The sequence below is a fragment of the Pseudomonas sp. EL_65y_Pfl1_R83 genome (genome assembly GCF_963970695.1).
GTDB classification, from domain to species: Bacteria; Pseudomonadota; Gammaproteobacteria; order Pseudomonadales; family Pseudomonadaceae; genus Aquipseudomonas; species Aquipseudomonas tritici.
Window position 1 is genome coordinate 134,400 of record NZ_CAXAQI010000017.1, and the last position, 22,843, is coordinate 157,242.

Consider the following 22,843-nt stretch of genomic DNA (forward strand, 5'->3'; position numbering starts at 1 on the left):
GGAAGTGAGAAAGGTGTTGGGCGGTGAGCGCGGCACTTGTAGTTAGCCGGCTTGCCCCGCGCTGGGCTGGCGGTCCCCATTGAGTGGTTTTGGGGCCGCTGCGCAGCCCCGCTCACCACACGGTTATCGAAGATTTCGCGAGCGTATTCTAACTAACGCTCTGCGGCCTTCAGTCGTAATAACCCACTGTTTTTTTCAACTGATCGGCGTACTCGTAAATTTCATCAATGGATGAAATCGCGTGCCGTGTTTCATTTTTTTCCTCGTCGAATATTCCGAGGTATTTCTGACTGCGATTGAAGTGAAGACGGCAAATCGGCTTGCGATTATTGTCGTCCAGTAATATCCCAAAATAGCTTTGTGTATCTCTTTGAACAATCCGCTTGGCATCGACCACCGATCGAACAACGGCTCGGACGATGTGATAGCCCTCCAGCTCTTCAAGCGTCGTCAGAATTTTATCTTCTGACTCGTCTCTATCCTGCGCATCTGAATTGGCACTGTGCGCGACGGGCATTGATGCCATTGTTGGTTGGATGGCTCCGCTCATCGCTGACTTGAGTCGATCATTGATCTGATCGTTCAAAAACTGAGCTAACGCTTTTCGTGTCAGTTCGAAAAACTGCTCGCGCACTTTCTGTGTGATGACACCTTCGTAAACTCTGGATGCGAAAAATTTAACGAAGTCGTCTTCCGGTTTGCTGACCTGTAAGCCAATGAGCTTTTTGAGTTGACTGACGTATTTCAGCTCTCCAGCGGCATTGATTATTGAGTCAACGTCGAATGCCGACTTGGTGAGTTTGATCAACTCTGGTACGGAGTACTCATCAATGTCTAATAAATCCAATTCTAGAAATGGCTTTTCATCCATTTTATTTGGAGCGTCCAAGTCGGTAAAAAATCTGTAGACCTGGCCGTTTGTGAGGATTGAGATTCTTGCGCTCGTGACATGAAAGTATCGAAAAAGCTGCGATGCATGATTGATGCTCAATGACTCACCGATTTTTTTGCATTCGATCAGTATTTGGACCTCACCATCTTTCATGATCGCATAGTCGATCTTTTCGCCTTTCTTCGTCCCTACATCACAGACAAATTCAGGCATCACTTCTTGTGGATCAAATACGTCGTAGCCCAACACCGTATTGATAAAGGGCATTACGAAAGCATTTTTTGTCGCTTCTTCTGTTTGAATGGCAGGGCCTTGCAGACGAACCTTCGCTGCCAGGCTGGTGAGTTTTTCAAAAAAATCCATATAAGCCTCTACCTATTCAGATCCGTGGATAGACGTGGTGGCGATTTGATTGCTACCCGAGACTAGACACAAATCCTCATAAAGCGAGGCTTCGTCGAAGCAAGTTTGTGAATGTTAAAAAAAGCTAAAAAATCCTCTGATTATTCTCGCTTGAAAATCAATAGGTTAAATGTGTGTGAAGGATTTCTGTAGAGATGAATATATTTGGCAATTCTTAACTGGTTTGCACGAGCGCAGCATGCTCAGCCAACTCCTGCTGAATAAACGCCGCAATCATTGCCCGATACACCTGCTCAGTGACCTCTGGATTGGCGCCTACTGTCTGCGACAAATCCCGGACTTTGGTGATTACCTGTTCAACTCGCTGGGGAGCCTTTACATCATCGGCATCTTTTTTGAAGCGCGCTGCCTCGAAGACATAACGACCTCGCTCGGCGAGCAGGGTGACAATTTGCTGGTCGAGTCGGTCGATGTGGGTTCGGACTTCTTCCAGAGTTGTGCAGGTAACGGCCATGTCGTTTGAACTCCTTGAGAGGTCTCTGAATAAACTCGGGCCAAATGTGGGAGGGGCAAGCCCCCTCCCACATTTGATCTGTGTTGAGCTATAGGGGCCGGTTCAGTAGTGATACCACTTCACCTCAAGCATCACTTCGTTGACTGGCGTGGAAAGGTGGCTGTACTCGCGCTGCGCACTCAACCGCAGCCCCAGGTTGCGTGACAGCTCCCACTGCTGGTTCAAGCTGATGCTGCGCTGCACTTCGCCATTGGTGAAGAAATCACCCTTGGCTTCCAAACTCAAATTACCCAGCGGATTGCTCCACAACACCCCGGTATTGAACCCGGCTGCCGGGGAGATGGCTTCGTTGAAGTCGTTGTTATGTTCCACGCGTACGGTGCCAAGGGCGAAGCCGAGCATGTCGTCGCGCAGTTGCCAGGTGCCGCCGGCACCGCCGTTGACGTGGGCGACCAGGGTTTCGTCGTCGTGTTTGCCAGGCACGCGCTCCAGACCGCCGGTGACTTGCCATGACCAGGGTTGCAACAGCGCGTTGCGCGGGGTCAGGGAGCGGATGGTGGCCAGGTCCAGTTGCTGCAGTTGCCAGTGGTTGCCTTCGTACTGGCGCAGTTTCATTTGCAGGATTTCGATTTGCGCGCCGAGGGGGAAGCCTTCGGCGTTGTCGTTGAGGTCGTGGTAGGCCATGCGCAGGCCGTATTCACCAAAGGCTTTGTCGCCACGGGTGCCAATGCCGGCTTGCCATGTGCGCGATTCATGGCCGTTTTCCGGCAGGCCGGGCGGCACGATTTTAAGGTCGGGCGCAGGGTTCTGATTGATCGCGCGCAGCAGTTCGAAGCTGCGCTGGGAACGTATGGTGTTGCGCTCCAAGCCATTGGCGCGGTAGCGGCCCAGGCGGTAAGCGGCGTCGATGATCAGGGCCTGGCGCTCGCGGGGCAGGGCTTTGAAGGCGGGCTCCTGCAATTGTTTCTGGTCTTCGCTGACCTTCAGTACCCATTGCTGCTCGTCGCTGTCGAGTGGCTTGGCGCGCTCCAGCAGTTCACGTTCGCGGGAAGGGCGGTAGTCGATCTTTTCTACCAGGCCGGCCTCTTTCACGGCCTTGACCGTGTCGGTCGGGATGGCGGTCAGCGGAAATTGTTCAGTCAGGCGTAGGCCAGGGCGCGCCACTTGCAGCAATTCCAGCAGACGATAGGAGCAGTTTTCGTCAAAGAAGAAGTAGTCGAACTGGATCTGCTTGAGCTCCCACACGTGCTCGACCATGCGTTCGGTCTCGACCTGGGTGAGGTTGAGGCGGTATTCCCACAGGTCGCGGTTCTCCAGGCTACGGTACTCGGAGAGTTTTTCCTGGTAGGGCACCAAGGCGAACAGGCCGGGATAACCCCCCATCAGGCCCTTCCAGGCGTAGAGAATGCTGTTGTCGGAGCCCTCGATATAGGCGCCGAAGTTAATCGCGTAGCTGAGCAGGGCGGTGTTGTTGCTTTGCACGTCGGCCTGGTCGATGCGCAGCAGGGTGTGGCCGAACATCGAGGAGGGGCTGTTGAGGTAGGCCGCCGGGAAGATCATCACCGCGCTATGGGGGGCGACGTCCTTGAACCACTGCTTGAATTCTTTGCAGTCCACGGCAGGCAGGTCAGTCAGCTGCAACTGATCCTTGAGCCAGCGGGTTCGTGCGGGGTATACGCACTGGGCATGTTTTTCACCCAGGCTGGCCGGCGCGTAAAGGGCGTCGACGGTGGCCTTGAGTTCCGCATCCGGGTGATGGGCGCCGTCAGGCGCGAGGAAAAACGTTTTCTCGCTGACATAACTGCGCCAGCCGCTGATCTTGCCGGCTTCGTAGTGGCCCAGGGATAACCAGAAGGGGTCATTGGCCAATTGCTGCAAACGTTGATCATCGAGGTGCGGTGCCGCGTGCAGCGGGGCGCAGGCGAAGAGAGCCAGACAGGCGAGGCGTTTGAGCATGGGGGCTACTTAAGTCGAAATAAAAAAAAGACCCAAGGGGGGATAGGTCGAAAAAATAAAACCCGCGCCTCGAAAGGCGCGGGCAGGTCGAGCTTAAGCCTGGGTAGCGTATTTCGCCAGACGGGCATCACTTTTCAGTACAGCAATGGTGTTGTTGTGCACGTCATCAGCCGTCACGTCAGCCTTGCTGAAGATTTGCTGGAAGTGCTCGTGAGTCACGGCAGCAAAGTGCTCGCGATCTTCCGGCGCAACACCCAGTACCACAGCGTAGGTAGTCAGCGCTTCGCCGTTACCCTTGGCCATGTCTTCGGACAGCTCGTTCATCATGCCATTCATGGCAATCCAGGACTTGCCGCCATAGGTCAGGGCGCTGTTGGTGCTGCAACCGTTGGTGCCCGAGGTCATGCCGAAGGTGGCGTTACCCGAAGTGCCGTTGGTGGTAGAGGCCAGGAAGTGAGCTGGAGTACCGCGCTGGCCGTCAAACAACATGTTGCCCCAACCGCAGTTCGGGCCACCTGGTGCTTCTGCCATTGCATTGAGGGAGACGACGGTGAAGAGAGTACCGAGAAGGATCCGTTTCATAGCTTTGTTCTCTTTGTGTGCAAACCAATGGACAAGGGTTCAGGCACGTCAACGCGCCCTAGGGATCGGTTATTAGTCCAACCCGCGCAGTTTGGAGTTTAGGCACGTTCGAAGGGTTCCGTGTATTTTTATAAAACAATTCGCGATGTCGCACTAATTTTGCGGGGCGCATCCCGCGTCTGTGCTTTCCCTCAAGCGCGCCTTGCCAGAGCGCGTAACCGGGAGCCAGAATGCCGTTATCTGCCCCGCCTGATGTAAGGAAGCCCGATGCCTGATCCTGTTGCTGCCAGCTTGCGTCTAGCGCCCGAAGCGCTGACTCGCCCTTTCTCCGCTGAACAGTTCAGCTTCTCGACCACCAATGATCTGGAGCCCTTTCGCGGTGTGCTTGGCCAGGAACGTGCGGTTGAAGCACTGCAGTTCGGTGTGGCCATGCCACGCCCCGGTTACAACGTATTTGTCATGGGCGAGCCCGGCACCGGCCGCTTTTCGTTCGTCAAACGTTACCTGAGGGCCGAAGGTAAACGCCTGCAGACTCCGGCAGATTGGGTTTACGTCAATAATTTCGATGAGCCTCGCGAACCCCGGGCCCTTGAATTGCCAGGCGGCGCTGCGGCGGCGTTCATTGCCGACATCAATGGCTTGGTCGACAACCTGGTTGCTACCTTCCCGGCGGTCTTCGAGCACCCGACCTATCAACAGCGCAAAAGCGCCATCGACCGCGCCTTCAACCAGCGCTACGACAAGGCCCTGGACGTAATCGAACGCCTGGCCCTGGAAAAAGGCGTAGCGCTGTACCGCGACAGCTCCAACATCGCCTTTACCCCGATGCTCGACGGCAAGGCGCTGGACGAGGCCGAGTTCTCGCAGTTGCCGGAAGCCGATCGCGAGCGTTTCCACACGGATATTTCCGAGCTGGAAGAGCGCCTCAACGAAGAGCTGGCCAGCCTGCCGCAGTGGAAGCGTGAGTCCAATAACCAACTGCGCCAGTTCAACGAAGAAACCATCACGCTGGCCCTGCAGCCTTTGCTCGCACCGCTGTCGGAAAAGTACGCGGAAAACGCCGCTGTCTGCGGTTATCTGCAAGCCATGCAGGTGTACCTGCTCAAGACCGTAGTCGAGCAATTGGTGGACGACGCCAAGACCGACGCCCAGGCGCGCAAGCTGCTTGAAGAGCAGTACTGCCCAAGCCTGGTGGTGGGGCATGCGGTCAACGGCGGCGCACCGGTGGTGTTTGAACCGCACCCGACCTACGACAACCTGTTCGGCCGTATCGAATACAGCACCGATCAGGGCGCGCTCTACACCACGTATCGCCAGTTGCGCCCAGGCGCCTTGCACCGCGCCAATGGCGGTTTCCTGATTCTTGAAGCCGAAAAAATGCTCAGCGAGCCGTTTGTCTGGGACGCCCTCAAGCGATCCTTGCAGTCGCGCAAGCTGAAGATGGAATCGCCGTTGGGCGAGTTGGGCCGCCTGGCGACCGTCACCCTGAACCCGCAGATGATCCCGCTGCAGGTCAAGGTGATCATCATCGGCTCCCGCCAGTTGTACTACGCGTTGCAGGACGCCGATCCGGACTTCCAGGAGATGTTTCGGGTACTGGTGGATTTTGATGAAGACATCCCGATGGTCGATGAGAGCCTGGAGCAGTTCGCCCAGTTGCTCAAAACCCGCACGTCGGAAGAAGGCATGGCGCCGCTGACGTCGGATGCCGTGGCGCGGTTAGCCACCTACAGCGCGCGATTGGCCGAGCACCAAGGGCGCTTGTCGGCGCGTATTGGTGATTTGTTCCAACTGGTCAGCGAAGCGGATTTCATTCGCCACCTGGCGGGCGACGAAATGACCGATGCCGGCCATATCGAGCGCGCACTCAAGGCCAAGGCCACGCGCACCGGGCGCGTGTCGGCACGGATTCTCGACGACATGCTGGCCGGGGTTATCCTGATCGACACCGCCGGCGCCGCCGTAGGCAAGTGCAACGGGCTGACGGTGCTGGAGGTGGGTGACTCGGCGTTCGGCGTGCCGGCGCGGATTTCCGCCACGGTGTACCCGGGCGGCAGCGGCATTGTCGACATCGAGCGTGAGGTTAACCTCGGCCAGCCGATTCACTCTAAGGGCGTGATGATCCTCACCGGTTACCTGGGTAGCCGGTATGCCCAGGAGTTCCCGCTGGCGATCTCGGCCAGCATCGCGCTGGAGCAATCCTACGGCTACGTGGACGGCGACAGTGCGTCCCTGGGCGAGGCGTGCACCTTGATCTCGGCCTTGTCGAAGACGCCGCTCAAACAGTGCTTTGCCATCACCGGTTCGATCAACCAGTTTGGTGAAGTGCAGGCGGTGGGCGGGGTCAACGAGAAGATCGAAGGTTTCTTCCGCCTCTGTGAAGCACGCGGGTTGACCGGCGAGCAAGGCGCGATCATTCCGCAAGCCAACGTCGCCACGCTGATGCTTGATGAGAAGGTGCTGCAGGCTGTGCGCGCCGGGCAGTTCCATATCTATGCCGTGCGCCAGGCGGATGAAGCCTTGAGCCTGCTGGTGGGCGAGGACGCCGGTGAGCCGGATGCGCAAGGGCAGTTCCCGGAAGGCACGGTCAATGCGCGCGTGGTAGAGCGCTTGCGCGCGATTGCCGAGATGATCAGTGAGGACGACTTGAAGGAGGCGGAGAAGGAGTTGGCACAGGAGGCGCTGGCCGAAACCAAACCCACCTGATTTTTTGTCGTGACGCGGTCAAGTGTGGGAGCTGGCTTGCCTGCGATAGCGGTCTACCCGTCAACAGAATGTTGCCTGGACGTCAGTCATCGCAGGCTGGCCAGCTCCCAGATTGACGGTGGTGTATTGGAATAAATCCTGAAGCCGCCATAAATTTGACTGGGTTTGAGGGGCTAGCGCCGTTGGTCCCTACAGCCTTGGTTTGTCGCGGTTTTCTTCTATTCTGTGTTCAAGGGATATCCACAGGAGTCGCTGGATAGAGACAGCCTCGCCCCAGGTGCAGGTTGAACACCGATCTAACGAGGGTCGCCGCCATGCCGCGCAACCTTTGCCTCACCCGTCAGTGCTTTGGCCTAGTCACCCGTATCGAATGCTCCATTCGTCCTCTTGCGAGGGATAACGGCATGTGGACGTTGTTGTTTGCCGCCGGAATGACCGGCGAACAACCCTCCACTATCAAGTCCCAGGGCCCGTTTCACGGCCCCGTCGTGGCGGAAAACATTCTGGAATCCATCGTTGATAGCCTGACCCTGCATGGCTATGAGCAGGCGGGCGATCCGCAGATCTGGAGCCTGCACATGCAGGCCCATCTGCGACAGCTCAAGGGTGATACCACGCACTGAGTGCTATTTGCTCTCGGGCTTGTCCAGCTTGACTTCAAAGCCGTACTGCACAGTGCTGAGGTCGGTGCGTTGGTAGCTTTCCAGTGACGTCGGCTGGCCGTAGAAATAATGCACATCAAACAGCGCCGTGCCGTATTCCTCGGCGCGGTGGCTCACACCCAGAATTTCCTTGAGGTAGTTGCCGCTGGCGTCCTTGGCGTAGAAGCGCCAGCTGTCGGCAGGGAATTCCTTCTGGTCCACGACCAGCGCGTTGTCCTTGAGCGACAGCCCTTTGGGTAGCTTGGCTACCTCAATGTCGGTTTTTTCAATGGTCGCCAGGAGCAGTGGAATCGAGCCCACCACAAAGGCCGGGTTTTCCGGGAACAGGTTGAGGTCATAGGTGAGGGTGCCGCGCGCCGGGTTCAGTTCGAAGGCCTCAGTCGGCAATTCGATAGGCTCCCCCCGTTCGCCCTTTTCGTCGGCGGTAAAGAAGGTCACCGGCGATTCGCTGCTGTTGCGCTCACTGCCCACCAGGTCGTCATTAAAGGTGAACGGGTGGTCAAACACGATGTGTGCGGCGCTGGCGTCTTCGACCGACTGGCTGATGGTGACGCTTTTTTTCAGCTGGTCTTCGGTCATGCTCGCGTCTTTGAGCCAGCTGGCGGCGCCGTCGTCGTACACGGTAACCGGCATCGGCAAGGCCTCTACGGTTTGCTGCAGGCTGTTCTTGTCAAAACGCAGCACGGGCAGGTCGAGGTCTTTGCGGGTAAGCGTAGCGGTGGAGAAATCCAGCACGTTGACCTGCAGGCTGTCGATCAAACCGTTGAAATACACCTTGGCGTAATGGCTGCCCTGCTTGTGTTCGAAGGCTTTTTGCTGATCGGTGAGCTGTTTTTCGAACGCGTCCGACCAGACTTTCTGCTTTTGCATTTCGGCCAGTTGCTTCTCGTAGAACGCCACCTGTGCGCTGCTTTCGTTGATCGAGCCCGAGCGTGTGAGGAATTGCCCAGTGCTGTCCCGTGCCTGTACCAGCAGCGGGTTGGGCGACTCGTCACCCACTTCCGGTGCCAGTGGTTGGCTGTTGGTCAGCTCGATCTCGGCGTAGTTTTTCTCCAGGAGCAGCAGGTTGAGGGTGATGTTGCCTTCGGTACGCTTGTGGCCGACGTCCTTTTTCGACAAATCAAACGTCAACACCTTGCCCGGCGCGACCACTTCAACGGTGCCCTTTAGGTTGACGGGTTGCGGCTGGCTCTTGTTGTCGGTTTCGATGCCGTCGATAAACGGGTAGGTCACCGTCAAATCGTCGGGGTTGGTCAGGTTGGAACTGCTGGGGCTCAGTTGGATGCCCGGATCGGTTTCCGACCATTCCGGCTGAAAGGAGATGACCTTGTTGTTGCCCAAGGTGACGGACCGCCATTCCAGGCTATGGGGAAACGGGAATGGGTTCGGGATACTGAAATTAAACGGGAAGACCGGCTGCAAGTCCGTCAAATAGTCGGAGTGTGAGGTTTTACGCAGCACGAACAGGCCATTGATGTAGGTGTCCACCAGCGCCTGGGGCGTGGGGTAGTGCCTGAGCAGGGCCAGGCTGTCTTCGCCGTATTCGGCTTCGATGGGCTTGGTGGCAAGCTTGACCCGTGCCCGTTCCAGAAACAGCAGCGAACCGCCAAGTTCGGCAACGGCTTCGCGCAGCTTGGGGTCCTGGATGCTGTCGAGGGAGTGTTCGAATTGTGCGGTTTTCTCTTCGAGGGTGGCCTGCTTCTGCTCGTCGCTGGGCGAGCAGCCGCCGGCCAACAGCAATGCCGCGCACAGGCCGAGATTGGCCAAAGGGGATCGCACATCCATCATCTGAGTTTTTCCTGTCCGACGTCATCGAGCCGATTTTTATTGGGCTCGACACTAGCAGAAAAATTCTCTTACAGATGCCGCCCAGCTCAGTTTTCTCGTGGTTACAGGTGTTTTGGAACCGCTGGTATACTCGCCGCCATTTTTAGCCAAGCTGTGTGAGATCCCATGGAACGCTTTATCGAAAATACTATGTACGCCTCACGCTGGTTGTTGGCGCCCATCTACCTGGGGTTGTCCCTGGGCTTGCTGATCCTGGCGCTGAAGTTCTTCCAGGAAATCATTCACGTCATTCCCACTATTTTTACCATGCTGGAATCCGAGGTGATCCTGCTGCTGCTGTCGTTGATCGACATGGCGCTGGTCGGTGGCTTGCTGGTGATGGTGATGATTTCCGGCTACGAGAACTTCGTCTCGCAGCTGGATATCGATGAAAACAAAGAAAAGCTCAACTGGCTCGGCACCATGGACTCTTCGTCGCTGAAGATGAAAGTCGCGGCCTCGATCGTGGCGATCTCGTCCATCCACCTGCTGCGCATCTTCATGGACGCCAAGAACGTCGATCCGGAGCATTTGATGTGGTACGTGATCATCCACATGACCTTTGTGGTGTCGGCGTTCGCCATGGGCTACCTGGACAAACTCACCAAGCACTGATGTTTGCGCCAGCCTTACTGCTCCACAAAATAGTAAGGCTGGCGATTGATCGACATCTCCTTGGCTACCCTCACTGGCGTGCTCAAACCGTTGGTATGGTCCAGCAACGCAACGTTGCCGGGCTTGGCGGCGAGGTAATCGTGCAACTCGGCCTCGGTTTGCAGGATGGGCAGGTAGCCCCGCAGATAGAACACGCTGGCCCCGGCGATGCGTTCATTGGGCTGAAACAGCACAACTTCTTTGCCTTCGTCTTTGAGCGCCTGGATCTGGCTGATCACCGGCACGAACGATTGGCGCACGTCGGCCTTGGGCGCGAACCAGAAGGCGGCTGCCAGGTAGCAGGCCACGACCAGGGTGAAAGCGCTGCTGACGAGTGTTCTATGGTGTTTATACAGCGCGGGCTTGTGGTCTTTCAGCCAGCCCAGCAGCACCCGCGCATATTCCGCCGCCAACACGGCGGCGGCCGGCGTCAGTGCCATCAGGTACACCGTGCGCTTGCTGGACGCCAGTGTCAGTAGGGTGAACTGCGCCACCAGCCAGACACTGAAAAACAGCCGGTAGCGGTTGCGCACCAGGCTTTTACGCAAATGCCACAGGCCCAGGTACACCAGGATATTCCAGGGCAGGAACGCCTCGGGCAGCTTGGCGATGTAGTAGTAGAACGGCTCGTAATGCCCAGCCTCGACAAACGAGCCGCTGAAGCGCCCGACGCTGTTGGTCAACAGCACTTCGGCCACCGCTTGCATTCCACCGCGTTGGAACAGGAACCCCAACCAGATCATCAGCGGCACAAGCGCCAACAAGGTAAACAGCGCCGGCTTGAGCCAGTCGCCGATGCGCAGGCGCTTGTCCATCAGGCTGGTGCTGGCCAGGTACACAAAAATCACAATGCCCGGCATCGCCAGGCCCAGCACGCCTTTACTTAGCGTGGCGATCACCATGCCAGCGGTAAACAGTGCCCAAGCGGCTGTGCTTGAACCTTGGCGCTCGGGCCGCACGGCTTGGTAAAACGCCAGCAGCGCAGTGGTCACGCCCAGGCTGAGCAGCGAGTCTTCCCCCACGCCGCGCACATTGCTCCAGTAACTGGCCATGGTCGCCAGGATCAATGCCGCGCTGAACGCCAGCGTCTGCGGCCGGCCGAACCTGCGCAGCATGGCGTAGAGCAGCATCACGCTGAACAACCCGGCAAATGCCGAGGCCAGGCGCACGGCCCAGGTGGTGCCGCCAAACAGGCGAATGGCCCCGGCATCGATCCACAGGCTCAGGGGCGGTTTTTCCAGGAAGGGCTCACGAAACAACTGGGGCACCACCCAGTTATTGTCCAGGTGCATGGCCATGGCGATCCCGGCGACGCGGGCTTCGGTGGAGCCTTGCAGCTCGTGGTTGCCCAGGGCAAAGAAGAACAACAGGCCTGCGAGCAGGAGCAGCAGGGGAGCGGGACGTGTCATGGGTTGTGGCTACCGAGGCGGGGGACCGCTCGGGGGAGCGGTCATTGCTATCGGTTAGTATCTGTCAGTGTTTCTGAACGTTTCGTGAACAGATGGGAGAATAGTGAGGGGCGCCTATTGGGCGGTATAGGAAGTCACAGGCGCGTGGTGTCTATTACAACAATTCCCAGCGGCCCACTACGTTTTTCCACCCTTACCCAACCCTCTTCACCGTAGTAGCGGGTACTGCAAATTTTAATCTGTTTGTTCACTTCCGTATCGAATACCCGGATGCCTGCGCAATTATGCCTGCCTCCCGCTGCATATTCGTACGAAGTCACATAGCTGCTGAATACCGTGCTCGTAAGCAGAATAACCACCGATAGCAGCGCATCCATCACCAAGCCACTGGCGATGAGCAAGCCGAAAAAGACTTTTAATCGATCTAGCGGTTTTTTGCGCAGGAACCTGGAGTTACTGGTATGCCACCCCCACACCATCAAGATGATTGCCAGCGCTGGCGATGAGATCAGGGCGATCTTTTCAGCTATCGGGTTGAAATGTGCAGACGGCCAGATAATGAATATCCAGACCAGAATCAGCGCGGTGAAGAGTAGCAGGCCAATGGTGGTTGGTATCAGGTAGGCATAGGAGTTTTTGTTCAATGCGACGTTCGTCCTTGTAGTCAGAGCCTGCCGCTGGTGTCTCTCGGAGACAGGGCAGTAGTGCATCATTGAATTGTAATGGATGTGCCCCTTGGGTGGTGCGCTGAGAGCGTGAGCCGGGGAAATGAGACGATGGCAAATCGCAGACAAAGAAAAGCCCGCGATGGGGAAAAGCGGGCTTGAAAGGGATATTCACAAGGAGCTGGGATTACCATAGACGCTCAAGTGTGAAAGGGGGGTGAAAGCCTGAGCTCAGTATGAAGTGGTGATTGCCAGGGTGAGTTGTTGGACCGTTATCCGCGGCGTCAGCCTGCACGCGACTCGGCTTTTTTGATTTGCTACTGAGGTTACGTCGGGAACGGTTGCGCGTCAGCGGTGGAGGCCAGCGTGACGAGCACACGCTCAATGAGTAATCCGCCCAGCACCACTAGTTGCTGGCTACCCAAGAGTTTTTGACGGGTTAATCCGTCGAGTTCGAAGGCCAGGTCTGTGATGATAGCGTCCAGCGATGCAAGGGTTTCGCTGGCTTGGATCAGCAGTGTTTCGGGATCGATGTTTGGCGCGATGGTGAAGAGAGTTGCTGGAGGATTGGGCATGATTTTTTTCATGATGAAGCTCCTACACTGTTAAAGGAGCTGCCGCCCCCTGCTGTCAAACAGGATTGGGTGGCAGCTGTACGCGGGTTGACAGGCCGGAAGTGTAGGAACCCGGCGCACCCGAAGATGCCCCACGCACAGCCGCCATGAACGAGACGGAATGCGCGAAGCATGCCGCTAAATCAAGGGGTGTGAAAGGTTACACTTTTCGGCCTGTCAAAGCCGGTCGCTGATGAGCAGCGACTGAGTGAAATTAGCGTTGTGCTCGAGCTTGCGCCAGTTCATGAATGGCGCGACATCTTGAAGGAAAAATCCGAAGCGCCGTTTTGCGGTGATTTCTGAACCCCAGAAACAACAAAACCCGCACTAGGCGGGTTTTGTTGATGCTTCGAATTGGTGGGCCGGGGTAATCTGAATTGGTCTTTTATGTGATTGATTATTATCATTGATATTGGTTTTATATTTTGATTGGAATACCAATTGGAATACCTCACAAATGAATTTAGAGAATTAAAACTTTCGAGGAAGGGTCCCGTTTTTTGCGGCCTGCAGCGTCTTGTAGAGGAAACGCAAAACTGTCGCAACCGCCCAAAAACCCGATTCGTACGCATGTTCTAGAGAATTAAAACTGTCGCCGCCAGAAACGACGCGGCTTTAACGTACATTCAAGAGCCCCGGCGGCTGGTCAGCCGCCGGGCGTAGAATCATCGACGAGGGATGAAGTAGGCAACGAGACCGATGGTCATCAACCAGACATGGGTTGAACTGTCGACCGGGGTGTCATTTGGGAAAAGAGTACATGGTGTACATGGGCCGACTCTCCGGCCAGGGGAAGGGTCAAAGCCGGAATTGACTAGTGACTGTCCTGACTTCGTATTTAGTGGTGACGGTCGTCAATCTGACGAATCCAGACGTAAAAAATCGTTTCGCAGTGGGCTGAGTCTCAGATGCGCCAACGCATCGAAGCTTTTGATCTGTCGGCGCCGAGGCCGAGGTGACCCAGTTGCCGAGATTTCACTGCCCCAGCCTGATTTTTCGTAAATCATTGTCTGTGCTGGATTTTTGCAGGTTTAGAGATGGGCGAGTCTTGCGTCGGCAACTGGATCAATCCAGGGGCAGCGCCAACACTCATAGCGCTCTCCTCGTCAGTCATTCGACACCATTTAATGCTGCCGCGAACGCCTCGGGCGTGGGCGATTCTGGCCAGGTCGGAACACCTGCCGGCAGGCTAAGCCATGGCTGTTTGTGCTTGACCCAAATATGCGCAATGGGCATCAGGGTGGCGCGCGTCTCAAGCGTACCGGCCCTGATTACCCACATCCCCGGCGCCGCTGACGTGGTGTTGTAGAGACGGGTATGACAGACCTCGCATAGGTAGTGCTGGGCGCAAAGCCCGCCTTCTTCATAGCCGTATCGAACCGTCGGACCATGCAAGATCAACGCATCGCCGGGCACCAATGCATGCAAGGCAAAACTGCTGCTACTCCAGGCCTGGCAATGCAGGCAGTGGCAGGCGTAAACACCCACACTCAGGTCAATCGTTGAGCTATAGGCCACAGCGCCGCAGCGGCATCCACCGGCTAGTTTCATCAGTTGTTCTCGCTTAAGCGCCACTGCGCACGTGATAGGGAGGCGGGTTGCGCTAAAGCATGTACGATGCTCAATCTAATTAAAATAGATCAAACCTGCCTAGCAACTGATAGGAAATGTATGAACCTGCCGCACCTGCAATGGGAAACTCAACGGGTTTTTCTCGCCGTTCTTCGTACCGGTAGCCTGTCTGCTGCCGCTCGCGCGCTGGGTATCGCACAGGCCACAGCGCGCCGACGGATCGATGTGCTAGAGCGCAGCGTAGGAATGAGCCTGTTTGTGCGCTCGCCAGCAGGCTTGCTGCCCACCGATACCGCCAGGCAGTTGATCAAACATGCCGAATCCATGGCACTGGCCGCAGAAGCATTTTCACGGGCCGCCTCCGCGCAAGCCAACGACTTGAGCGGAACGGTAAGGGTCACCAGTAGCGAATTGCTGGGCGTCGAGGTGCTGCCTTCCATGCTGCGAGAGATACGCGACGCAGAGCCTCAGCTGACACTGGAACTCAGCGTGTCAAACCGCCTGGAAGACCTGGCCCTGCAGGAAGCCGACGTGGCCGTGCGCATACGCCGCCCTACCGAGGCGGCAGTGGTTGCCAGGCACGTGGGCGACCTGCGTATTGGCCTGTACGCCACGCAAGAGCTGCTGGCACGGTACGGTCATCCGCGCACAGCAGACGCGTTGGAAAAATGCCCCCTCATCGGCCCGGACCGCAATTTGATAGAAACAGCATTTCTCGAACAAAAAGGGTTTTTCCCGACGCAAGAACGCCCCTCCATTCGCACCGACCACCACCTGGTCCAGTTCGCAGCGCTGCGGGCGGGGTTGGGGATTGGTGTTTGCTCCAGTCAGCTGGCACGCCGCTATGGGTTGGTGAGGGTGCTGCACGAACAAGTCGACTTCCGCGTGGATATCTGGATAGCCATGCACCACGACCTGCGGCGGGTTAAGCGCATCGCGCTGGTGTTTGATTCGCTGGCTGAGTCACTTGCGCGTTTTTTGCAGGATGCGGAGTGAACGGACCTGCTGGGCAGAGTTAGCAGCAGACAATTGCGAAGCAACAATCGGAGCGTATGGCCAGTCATCGAATCGCATCATGAGCGCACCCCATCAAGGAGCCACCACTCATGCATGCCCCCCACGTTACGGTCGGGCCTCGCCGGCCGGTTACACCAGTCGCACGGCGAAGTGTTTTTCGCCGGCCCAAAAAAAGCCCGCCGAAGCGAGCTGTCCTCTCTGGGAGTCGTTACTGTTTCTGCGTGACGCGATCGCGATAGAGCGCCGAGTTCTGAGCGGTTTTTTCTACGAATTCGATGATAGGATCCGCGCCCCAAGCGTCTCCCTCATGCTCGTGAATTGCTTGGCGGAACCGCTTACCGACCAATTTACGAGTCGTTGGATGCAGATTTGCCCATTCGGAAGCTGGCTTCTTCTTAACCAATTTGTAGGCAGCAGTGAGCAGGAATGGCTTCTCTTGGGGCATCTCCAAGGCTTGCTCAATAAGCTTGGTTACGAGGTCATCAACTTGGGCGGCATCGAGAGATACCGATTGCACGCACTCTGGCCGTTCTTCAGAAAAAAAGACATGAGCTTCTTCAAACGTCAGCGACTCTTCGTCCGCGAAGTCGATGATTTCACGGGTGAGGCCCGGATGCGGGGATGGGATATGTCATGATCTTTCAGCATGGCCACGCTTACCGACACTTGGCCAATCGGTCACCATTATTCACAGCATACTGCGATCAAGCTTTACGGCTCCGTCCGATACCCTGAAGCATTCAAATACCCAACCATAGAATGCTACCTACACGTAGACCCACTACTCCTAGGCGACAAGTCGGCTCCTCGCTGCATAGGCTCTATGCAGGCGACTGGCAAAAGGCTCATTGCATATGTCGCCGTTGACCTCTAAAAGCAGATTGAACGATTATGCGGGATTTTTCCAATAGGCTTGGAGTACTCACGGCATGAACTAGAGTTCGTTAGCGCAATTTCTATCGCCGTCAGCCCAGCGCTTGATATCACTTATCTTCGGTGATCTGGTACCCACACTCAAGATATTCTTTGTTGTGTATAACCTGACCTGTGCTTTGTTCGCATCATGTCTTTCTATTTCAATTAGGGCGTTGTTAATCAACAGTCCTTCCGAAAGGAGCTTTTGATTGATCTCACCTTCACTGCGCTCATCGCTAAACTCGCTTAATACGATGACCGGCTTTCCTATATATGTCTCATATTCCAGGCATTGTCTTGCCATTAGTCTTAAGTCTCGATAAGTATCGGAGGGCGTCTTCTTGCTAGTGAAGCTGCCGTCATAAGATGAATGACTACTTTTTAATTCGCTGACGGTTATGGCGCACCCACTGATTGAGATAGAAAGGAATAGTATAGACAAGGCTAAATATTTCAATTTCAACTCCATTGTTCTGGTATAGGCCCTCCGCCGGGTAGGTATCAAATCATGCTTTTTTTCAGGCGGAATTGTGTTTTGGAAAATCAACAGTCGCCATGAGTCCACCTTCTGCAGATGTACTTAGCCATACGTTGCTGTTGTGCTGCAGTGCAACCGCTTTGACTATTGCGAGCCCCAGTCCGCTCCCGCTTTGCATTTGATTGGGGTCGCGAAAAAACCTATCGAAGACTCGCGCCCTTAATTCAAATGGAATGCCAGGCCCTGCATCTGAGACACGTAGCTGAGTAGATTTATCAAGTGATCGTACATCTACCTCAACCCGTCCGCCCTCAGGGCTGTACTTCACGGCATTTTCAATTAAGTTATCAATAAGCGACATAAGGCGTTCCCTGATGCCATTGATCCAGATTTCACCATCAGAGTAGAATTCAAGTTCAATCCTACGCTCAGCCGCTAGGGGGGCCAGTGCAGCCATTTGCTCTTGTATGAGCGTCGTCAGCGGCACAGCCTCCATAACAGTGTCGATGCGCACTTCGCTATGCATCAGCAGCAATAACTGATTGACGAGACGCGCAGCACGGCTATTGCTGCGAATAATCCCTGCAAGCAGTTCCCGTTGATTAGTGCTGCTTACATAGGACTGCAAAGCCTCAACATTGATTCGCATTGCAGCCAGGGGAGTACGCAGCTCATGAGCGGCATCTGCAATGAAAACCCGTTCCCTCTCAGAACTTTCTCGCACTCTGGCAAGAAATAGATTCGTCGCGTCCACCATTTGGCGAAGCTCTATCTGCTTTGGTCCTTCTTTTAAGGGAGAAAGATCTTCTAAAGTTCGCAAAGAAATTCCATTTACCACCTTGTTCCAAGGGCGCATTGCAATACGGACTGATAGCCATGCGGGAAAAAAAAGAAAAGGAATGCACACCAGCAGCGGCAATATATAGTATCCACGAGAGTTCAGATATATGAAGAAGTTCCAGCCTCCGGCAGGGGTAACAAGTGTTACCTCCGCGTCGGAATTCCCTGACTTGAGAGTACGGCTATTCCAGCTGCGGCCCTCACTCTGAATGCTCTGAATTTCTCCATACCTGGTATTTGTTACTCCTGTCGGAGCACCATCAGATGAATAAATTATCTTTCTATTCTTACGAACAATCAGGCTGATTGACAGTTTGGGATCTTCACCTCCGCCATAACCTTCCTGCAATGCTGCGCTGAACTTTTCCAGCACAGCGGTGAGATCCTGCGGGCGATCATCCATGCGATTAACTAATGTAAGAATGGTTTCGTAAGTATTGTTACCCGTGAGTATAGAGGGGCTACGCAAGTTCTCCCACAAAATGTAGGTCAGAAAAAGACACCAAAGCAGTGTAAGTAGTAGCATCTGGGCGAGCATAATTCGTCTTACAAGCGTTGGAGTTCTCAAGTTGAGCCAAAAATTTCGCATCAACCAATCCCTTTCTGAATTGTAACGGTATCAATGACATACCCCACACCCCGCACCGTTCGAACATAGCCTTCGCCGATTTTGCGACGCAAATTTCCCATATGCACATCCAGAGGATTACTCATATTTTCTTTCGCGCCGAATAGCCTTTCCTCCAGAAAACGTCGTGTAAGCACGCGGTCAGCGCGCATCATTAAAATTTCAAGCAGAGCGTATTCACTTGCCGTTAAATCAACATTACGTCCACTCACTGTCACGCGACGAGTCGGCATATGAAGAAATAATCCTCGAATTTCTATCACGTCATTTTGAAAACCGTAACTGCGTCGGGCCAGTGCTCTCACCCTGGCTAACAATTCGGCGAGAACAAATGGTTTTACCAGATAGTCGTCTGCACCCGCATCGAGCCCACACAGGCGATCTTGCAGAGTGCCTCTTGCAGTCAGGATGATGACGGGGATCCCCCTAAACTGCTGACGTAAGCATGCTACTAGGCTCATGCCATCACCGTCGGGCAGTCCGAGGTCGAGTAGCACAAGTTCTGGCACGCAGACATCGAGTTGATGCAACGCATCTACTTTTCGGCGAACCCATATGACATCTAACCCTTGATCTGCAAGTGCGATACGAACGCCATTGCCGAGATCCAGGTCGTCTTCGATTAGGAGAATTTTCACAATAGTTACGTTATCAAAAGTGAATGAAGAACGTCTGAAGAAAAAAACATATCAGGAAATCTATTTGTAGTGGTCTAATGATTCCGGACACTCATTTAGGCGAGAATGCTTGCCAGATAGAGGTGTCTCATGACCAAACAACGTCGTACCTTTTCACCAGAATTCAAACGCGAGGCTGCCGACCTCGTGCTCAAGCAAAACTACAGTTTCATCGAAGCCAGTCGCTCACTGAGCGTGGGTGAGTCGGCGCTGCGTCGTTGGGTCGACCAGCTTCAGCAAGAGCGCACCGGCGTCACGCCCCAGAGCAAGGCCCTGACACCAGAGCAGCAAAAAATCCAGGAGTTGGAAGCTCGGATTGCTCGCCTTGAGCGCGAGAAATCAATATTAAAATCTACCGCGCTCTTGATGTCGGAAGATCTCGAGCGTACGCGCTGATCAATCAGCTAAGCGTCCACGAGCCTGTTGACTGCTTGTGCGAGGCGTTTGAGGTCGCTCGCCCGGGGTACTTCGCGCATCGTCTAAGGCGGCGAACACCAAACGTTGAGCGACTCAGGCTGCGTAGCCGAGTGAACGAGTTGTTCACCCAGGGGCGAAGTGCTACGGGCAGTCGAAGCATCATGTTAATGATGCAAGAAGAAGGTGAGCAAATTGGACGGTTCAAGGTACGCAGGCTGATGCGCGAATTGAAACTGGCCAGCAAGCAACCTGGATCACACGCCTATAAAAAGGCGACAGTCGAGCGGCCTGATATACCAAATGTCTTGAACCGGGAGTTTGATGTCGAAGCGTCCAACCAGGTTTGGTGCGGCGACATCACCTACATCTGGGCACAGAGAAAATGGCACTACCTTGCGGTTGTTATGGATCTTTACGCCCGCCGAGTGGTGGGCTGGGCCTTATCCGCAAAACCGGATGCAGACCTAGTGGTCAAGGCGCTGGACGTGGCTTACGAGCAACGTGGAAAGCCTCAAGGGTTACTGTTTCACTCGGATCAAGGATCGCAGTACGGGAGCCGCCAATTTCGCCAACGGCTGTGGCGCTACCGCATGCGCCAGAGCATGAGCCGCCGAGGAAATTGCGGGGATAATGCGCCGATGGAGCGGGTATTTCGCAGCTTGAAAACAGAATGGATACCGACCTTGGGCTATCGAACTGCACAGGAAGCACAGCGCGATATCAGCCATTTTTTGATGCATCGGTACAACTGGATTCGACCGCATCAGTTCAACGGTGGGCTGGCGCCAACTCGGGCCGAGGAAAAACTTAACGTCGTGTCCGGGGTTAGTTGACCACTACAATCTGCCCAAGCGCCAAACTGATGCGGTTCACCAGAGATCTTCGTCAGCTCCTCGAATAGTTCCATATCCTCTTCCGAGGGCTCGTACTCGTCTCTTCCTATCATTCTCAGTACCCGGTCGAACGCAGATTCAAAGCGCACAGCATGCTGTCTGGCGCGCTTGAGTGCTAGCTTTCGACTATCAGTTTTGAGCGAGCGTCGAATCTCACGTTTGCCGTTAACCAACGGGCGAATGAGAACCGGGATCACGATCCGGAAATAATACGTTTGGTGGCGATTGAGAGAGAGGTAGCAAGGGTTGCGTTTCATTTTTGGCACCGAGTGATGCCCCACAAAAATGTCACACCTCAATGGCGCACCAGCCGGAAATGGCAGAGCCAGAAAGCACAAAGCCCCGAAAAACGGGGCTTTGTGTAGGAAGTGGTGGAGCCGGGGGGATTAAAGATCTATACATAACATATTGTTTTAAAAAGATTTATTTGAAGATTTATTATTAGGTGCCCCCATAAGTGCCCCCGTGCACGTATTTCCGATGAGCGGCTACATAAGGAGTTGAACTGGCGTCCTTAATTATCGTTTTGCGACCTGGCGAGGCCAGTCAACCACTGGGGAGCATCCAATAGAGTCGGTCGTGTACAGCATAACCTCGGTTATCTGGCCAGGAGGGTTTGAGACCAGCTCAGCACCGGGTGCTGGGTAGATGTCAGGTCATGCAGTTGGGTTTTTTCCGCGGTAGCGCACCATGGGCTCATCTAGGACGATTTGAGCTGAGGTGCGGTATGAGACACTCGATGGTTACCTGTCACAGCTGTGGCAAAGCGATGGTTCCGAGAGCGTCATATAGTCGTGGTTTCTGGGGCTATTCGCCTTCGTCCAATCATTGCCCCTTTTGCCTGAGTGAGAACTGGCACGGCGGAAATCCAGGGTTAGGAGCTCGGCTGTTCGCGTTGGTTGGCCTGGCTCTTGGTGTTCTGGCCTGCGTGTTGGTAGGAGCTCTTCTGTTCAAGGTGCAGTGGTGGCTTGGTGTCGAAGGACAGTGGCCTCTATTGACGCTGGGCACATGTGCTGTGTCGGTTAGCGCGGGATACCATTTCTACAACTGGTTTGTTGATTGCTGACCGGTGATCATGCTGTGGAAGGCAGCAATCGGCCAAAAGCGGTCCTTCGAAAGCGTCTACGGAATGAGGACCGGTTCGGGTGGCTGTTTTTGACATCTTGCATCATGATGACAGCAAGAGCAGTGTGATACCTTATGGCCATCACAAGGAGGTACACTGTGGATCTTGTCAATAATGGCTATTCCGGCCTAGCGACACCTATAAATCTAGGCCTTATAAATAACCAAAAGAAGTATTGGGCGTCTCATTTTCTTTCTGTAATTCAGTGCCTACGTTACCACGTTAATCTATCCTACCCATCTAGACGGTTTGAGAAGTTAGGAAACCCAGACTGGTGTTTAGCTGATTTACGTGCGGATGCGCCACCAAATTTTTTCTTTAATGCTAATCGATATCTGCAAAACTGGGGATTGCAGTACTTTATAGTTAATTTTTTAAATGGTTATCGCGGGAAGCCCTTGGTTGATGATTTAATATCAAGACTTCAAACCATATATGACGTGGAACGTCCTGACTGGCTTGTCAATAGATGCTTTTACATGTCTGGCAATGACTCGCAGCTCAGCTTCGAGCTCGCTAAAAAATTTGATAGTGTGTTCCCACAAAAAATACTCAATCATGTTCCGGACAAAGATAGAGTCATAAAAAATAGTGATATTTGCTTGGTTCTATCTGATGCTGTACAAGATCAAAAAGTGGGTATATTTGGTGAGGTAGAAGGTGTTCGGGGATACAAACTTTCAAATAGTGACTACTGGGACACGACTAAGTACTACTCTGTTTTTTCTCTGGGGGTGGTTACCGAAAAGGGCAATAACATATTTGCTCATGAGTATATATTTAATGGAGTGACTAGAATAGTTTATAAATTTCAAGCTGAGCATCATGTTGTTGCTGATTTTCAATACACGCTGTCGTGGTTTGAAAATATTTTCACGTACACTCCCCAGCATCGAACTAAATGTCGCGATGATGATTTTGATTATTTGCTTTCCATGCTGGAAAATAACTGGAGAACGCCGATCTCTCAAGTAATATTTTTACTGCGACAATTCATCGATAGCGACGATACGGTGACTGCATTCACAGGCTTAACCCCGATTATTACAAGTCTGCAAGCGAATTAATGTTATGCATGAATAAATCCATTTCCGAGGCTGGCCTGCAAAATCCACGGATATAGCCAGCTTAGAGAACTACCGGAATAGTGTACTTAATTGTCTTCACTACCTCGACCCGTCCTTATAGATTCGGCTATTGAGGCCTGTAGTGAGAGTCCGCTTTTGGCCGATCGTGTTGAAAAAGTCGGTCCTTCCAGGCTGCGTATGGACTGACTGCTGAAAATTCCTTTTTTTGCACGCATCTACGCTGCGGATTCCACGGCCATCCGGCCACCTATTCCATAAACATCCGGCCACTGATTCCAAGATGATCCGGCCACCCATTCCACGCTCATCCGGCCACCCTTAAGGCAGGCAGCAACGCAGGATTAATTC

At 54.3% G+C, this 22,843-nt stretch carries 19 protein-coding genes and 1 pseudogene; 6 read left to right on the top strand and 14 right to left on the bottom strand.

Annotated features, from left to right (window positions below):
• Nucleotides 1-169: 169 nt before the first annotated feature.
• The 4 genes from AACY08_RS22415 to AACY08_RS22430 all read right to left on the bottom strand — a co-directional run bounded on the left by AACY08_RS22415 (nucleotide 170) and on the right by AACY08_RS22430 (nucleotide 4,307).
• Nucleotides 170-1,255 (bottom strand): type I restriction endonuclease, encoded by a 1,086-nt coding sequence (locus AACY08_RS22415; protein ID WP_339471442.1) that lies wholly within the window; start codon nucleotides 1,253-1,255, stop codon nucleotides 170-172.
• A gap of 214 nt (nucleotides 1,256-1,469) precedes the next feature.
• Nucleotides 1,470-1,769 (bottom strand): chorismate mutase, encoded by a 300-nt coding sequence (locus AACY08_RS22420; RefSeq protein WP_339471444.1) that lies wholly within the window; start codon nucleotides 1,767-1,769, stop codon nucleotides 1,470-1,472.
• A gap of 102 nt (nucleotides 1,770-1,871) precedes the next feature.
• Nucleotides 1,872-3,725: an Lnb N-terminal periplasmic domain-containing protein gene (locus AACY08_RS22425; protein ID WP_339471446.1), complete on the bottom strand. Its 1,854-nt coding sequence runs from the start codon at nucleotides 3,723-3,725 to the stop codon at nucleotides 1,872-1,874.
• A gap of 93 nt (nucleotides 3,726-3,818) precedes the next feature.
• The gene (locus AACY08_RS22430; RefSeq protein ID WP_339436782.1) at nucleotides 3,819-4,307 is read right to left on the bottom strand and encodes a DUF3015 domain-containing protein; all 489 of its coding nucleotides are present in this window, start codon (nucleotides 4,305-4,307) and stop codon (nucleotides 3,819-3,821) included.
• A gap of 267 nt (nucleotides 4,308-4,574) precedes the next feature.
• Between AACY08_RS22430 and AACY08_RS22435 the strand changes: the two genes are divergently transcribed.
• Both AACY08_RS22435 and AACY08_RS22440 read left to right on the top strand, forming a co-directional pair.
• A complete protein-coding gene (locus AACY08_RS22435; protein WP_339436783.1) occupies nucleotides 4,575-7,013 on the top strand; it encodes a Lon protease family protein in 2,439 nt (812 codons plus the stop codon).
• Nucleotides 7,014-7,327: 314 nt separating this feature from the next.
• Nucleotides 7,328-7,636 carry a PA4575 family protein gene (locus AACY08_RS22440; protein ID WP_339471448.1) on the top strand — a complete coding sequence of 103 codons (309 nt, stop codon included), beginning with the start codon at nucleotides 7,328-7,330 and terminating at the stop codon, nucleotides 7,634-7,636.
• Between the two features lie 3 nt (nucleotides 7,637-7,639).
• Here AACY08_RS22440 and AACY08_RS22445 read toward each other — a convergent pair whose 3' ends face one another.
• Nucleotides 7,640-9,463, bottom strand: a complete 1,824-nt coding sequence (locus AACY08_RS22445; protein WP_339471449.1) for a hypothetical protein — start codon at nucleotides 9,461-9,463, stop codon at nucleotides 7,640-7,642.
• A gap of 165 nt (nucleotides 9,464-9,628) precedes the next feature.
• Here AACY08_RS22445 and AACY08_RS22450 point away from each other — a divergent pair, with 165 nt between their 5' ends.
• Nucleotides 9,629-10,117: a TIGR00645 family protein gene (locus AACY08_RS22450; protein WP_339471450.1), complete on the top strand. Its 489-nt coding sequence runs from the start codon at nucleotides 9,629-9,631 to the stop codon at nucleotides 10,115-10,117.
• Nucleotides 10,118-10,131: 14 nt separating this feature from the next.
• Here AACY08_RS22450 and AACY08_RS22455 read toward each other — a convergent pair whose 3' ends face one another.
• The 4 genes from AACY08_RS22455 to AACY08_RS22470 all read right to left on the bottom strand — a co-directional run bounded on the left by AACY08_RS22455 (nucleotide 10,132) and on the right by AACY08_RS22470 (nucleotide 14,395).
• Nucleotides 10,132-11,565 carry an ArnT family glycosyltransferase gene (locus tag AACY08_RS22455; protein WP_339471451.1) on the bottom strand — a complete coding sequence of 478 codons (1,434 nt, stop codon included), beginning with the start codon at nucleotides 11,563-11,565 and terminating at the stop codon, nucleotides 10,132-10,134.
• A 134-nt stretch (nucleotides 11,566-11,699) separates the two neighbouring features.
• On the bottom strand, nucleotides 11,700-12,209 hold the full coding sequence (locus AACY08_RS22460) for a hypothetical protein (protein WP_339471452.1): 510 nt from the start codon (nucleotides 12,207-12,209) through the stop codon (nucleotides 11,700-11,702).
• Between the two features lie 347 nt (nucleotides 12,210-12,556).
• Nucleotides 12,557-12,817 carry a DUF6124 family protein gene (locus tag AACY08_RS22465; protein WP_339471453.1) on the bottom strand — a complete coding sequence of 87 codons (261 nt, stop codon included), beginning with the start codon at nucleotides 12,815-12,817 and terminating at the stop codon, nucleotides 12,557-12,559.
• 1,137 nt (nucleotides 12,818-13,954) lie between these two features.
• Nucleotides 13,955-14,395, bottom strand: coding sequence for a GFA family protein (locus AACY08_RS22470; RefSeq protein WP_339471454.1), 441 nt, complete (start codon nucleotides 14,393-14,395; stop codon nucleotides 13,955-13,957).
• A gap of 120 nt (nucleotides 14,396-14,515) precedes the next feature.
• Between AACY08_RS22470 and AACY08_RS22475 the strand changes: the two genes are divergently transcribed.
• A complete protein-coding gene (locus AACY08_RS22475) occupies nucleotides 14,516-15,412 on the top strand; it encodes a LysR family transcriptional regulator (protein ID WP_339471455.1) in 897 nt (298 codons plus the stop codon).
• A gap of 229 nt (nucleotides 15,413-15,641) precedes the next feature.
• Here the strand turns inward: AACY08_RS22475 and AACY08_RS22480 are convergent, their stop codons facing one another.
• From AACY08_RS22480 to AACY08_RS22495, 4 genes are all read right to left on the bottom strand, one after another.
• Nucleotides 15,642-15,950, bottom strand: coding sequence for a hypothetical protein (locus AACY08_RS22480; RefSeq protein ID WP_339471456.1), 309 nt, complete (start codon nucleotides 15,948-15,950; stop codon nucleotides 15,642-15,644).
• 417 nt (nucleotides 15,951-16,367) lie between these two features.
• Entirely contained in the window at nucleotides 16,368-16,805 is a 438-nt protein-coding gene (locus AACY08_RS22485; protein WP_339471457.1) for a hypothetical protein, read from the bottom strand.
• Nucleotides 16,806-16,866: 61 nt separating this feature from the next.
• Entirely contained in the window at nucleotides 16,867-18,204 is a 1,338-nt protein-coding gene (locus AACY08_RS22490; protein WP_339471458.1) for a sensor histidine kinase, read from the bottom strand.
• A 50-nt stretch (nucleotides 18,205-18,254) separates the two neighbouring features.
• Nucleotides 18,255-18,932 (bottom strand): response regulator, encoded by a 678-nt coding sequence (locus tag AACY08_RS22495; RefSeq protein WP_339471459.1) that lies wholly within the window; start codon nucleotides 18,930-18,932, stop codon nucleotides 18,255-18,257.
• Nucleotides 18,933-19,061: 129 nt separating this feature from the next.
• Between AACY08_RS22495 and AACY08_RS22500 the strand changes: the two are divergent.
• Nucleotides 19,062-20,221, top strand: a pseudogene (locus AACY08_RS22500) (IS3 family transposase).
• Here the strand turns inward: AACY08_RS22500 and AACY08_RS22505 are convergent.
• A complete protein-coding gene (locus tag AACY08_RS22505) occupies nucleotides 20,152-20,538 on the bottom strand; it encodes a DUF6538 domain-containing protein (RefSeq protein WP_339471460.1) in 387 nt (128 codons plus the stop codon). The pseudogene AACY08_RS22500 and the gene AACY08_RS22505 overlap by 70 nt on opposite strands.
• Nucleotides 20,539-21,505: 967 nt before the next feature.
• Here AACY08_RS22505 and AACY08_RS22510 point away from each other — a divergent pair.
• Complete coding sequence (locus AACY08_RS22510; RefSeq protein ID WP_143128223.1) at nucleotides 21,506-22,474, top strand: hypothetical protein; 969 nt, start codon at nucleotides 21,506-21,508, stop codon at nucleotides 22,472-22,474.
• The last annotated feature ends 369 nt before the right edge of the window (nucleotides 22,475-22,843 follow it).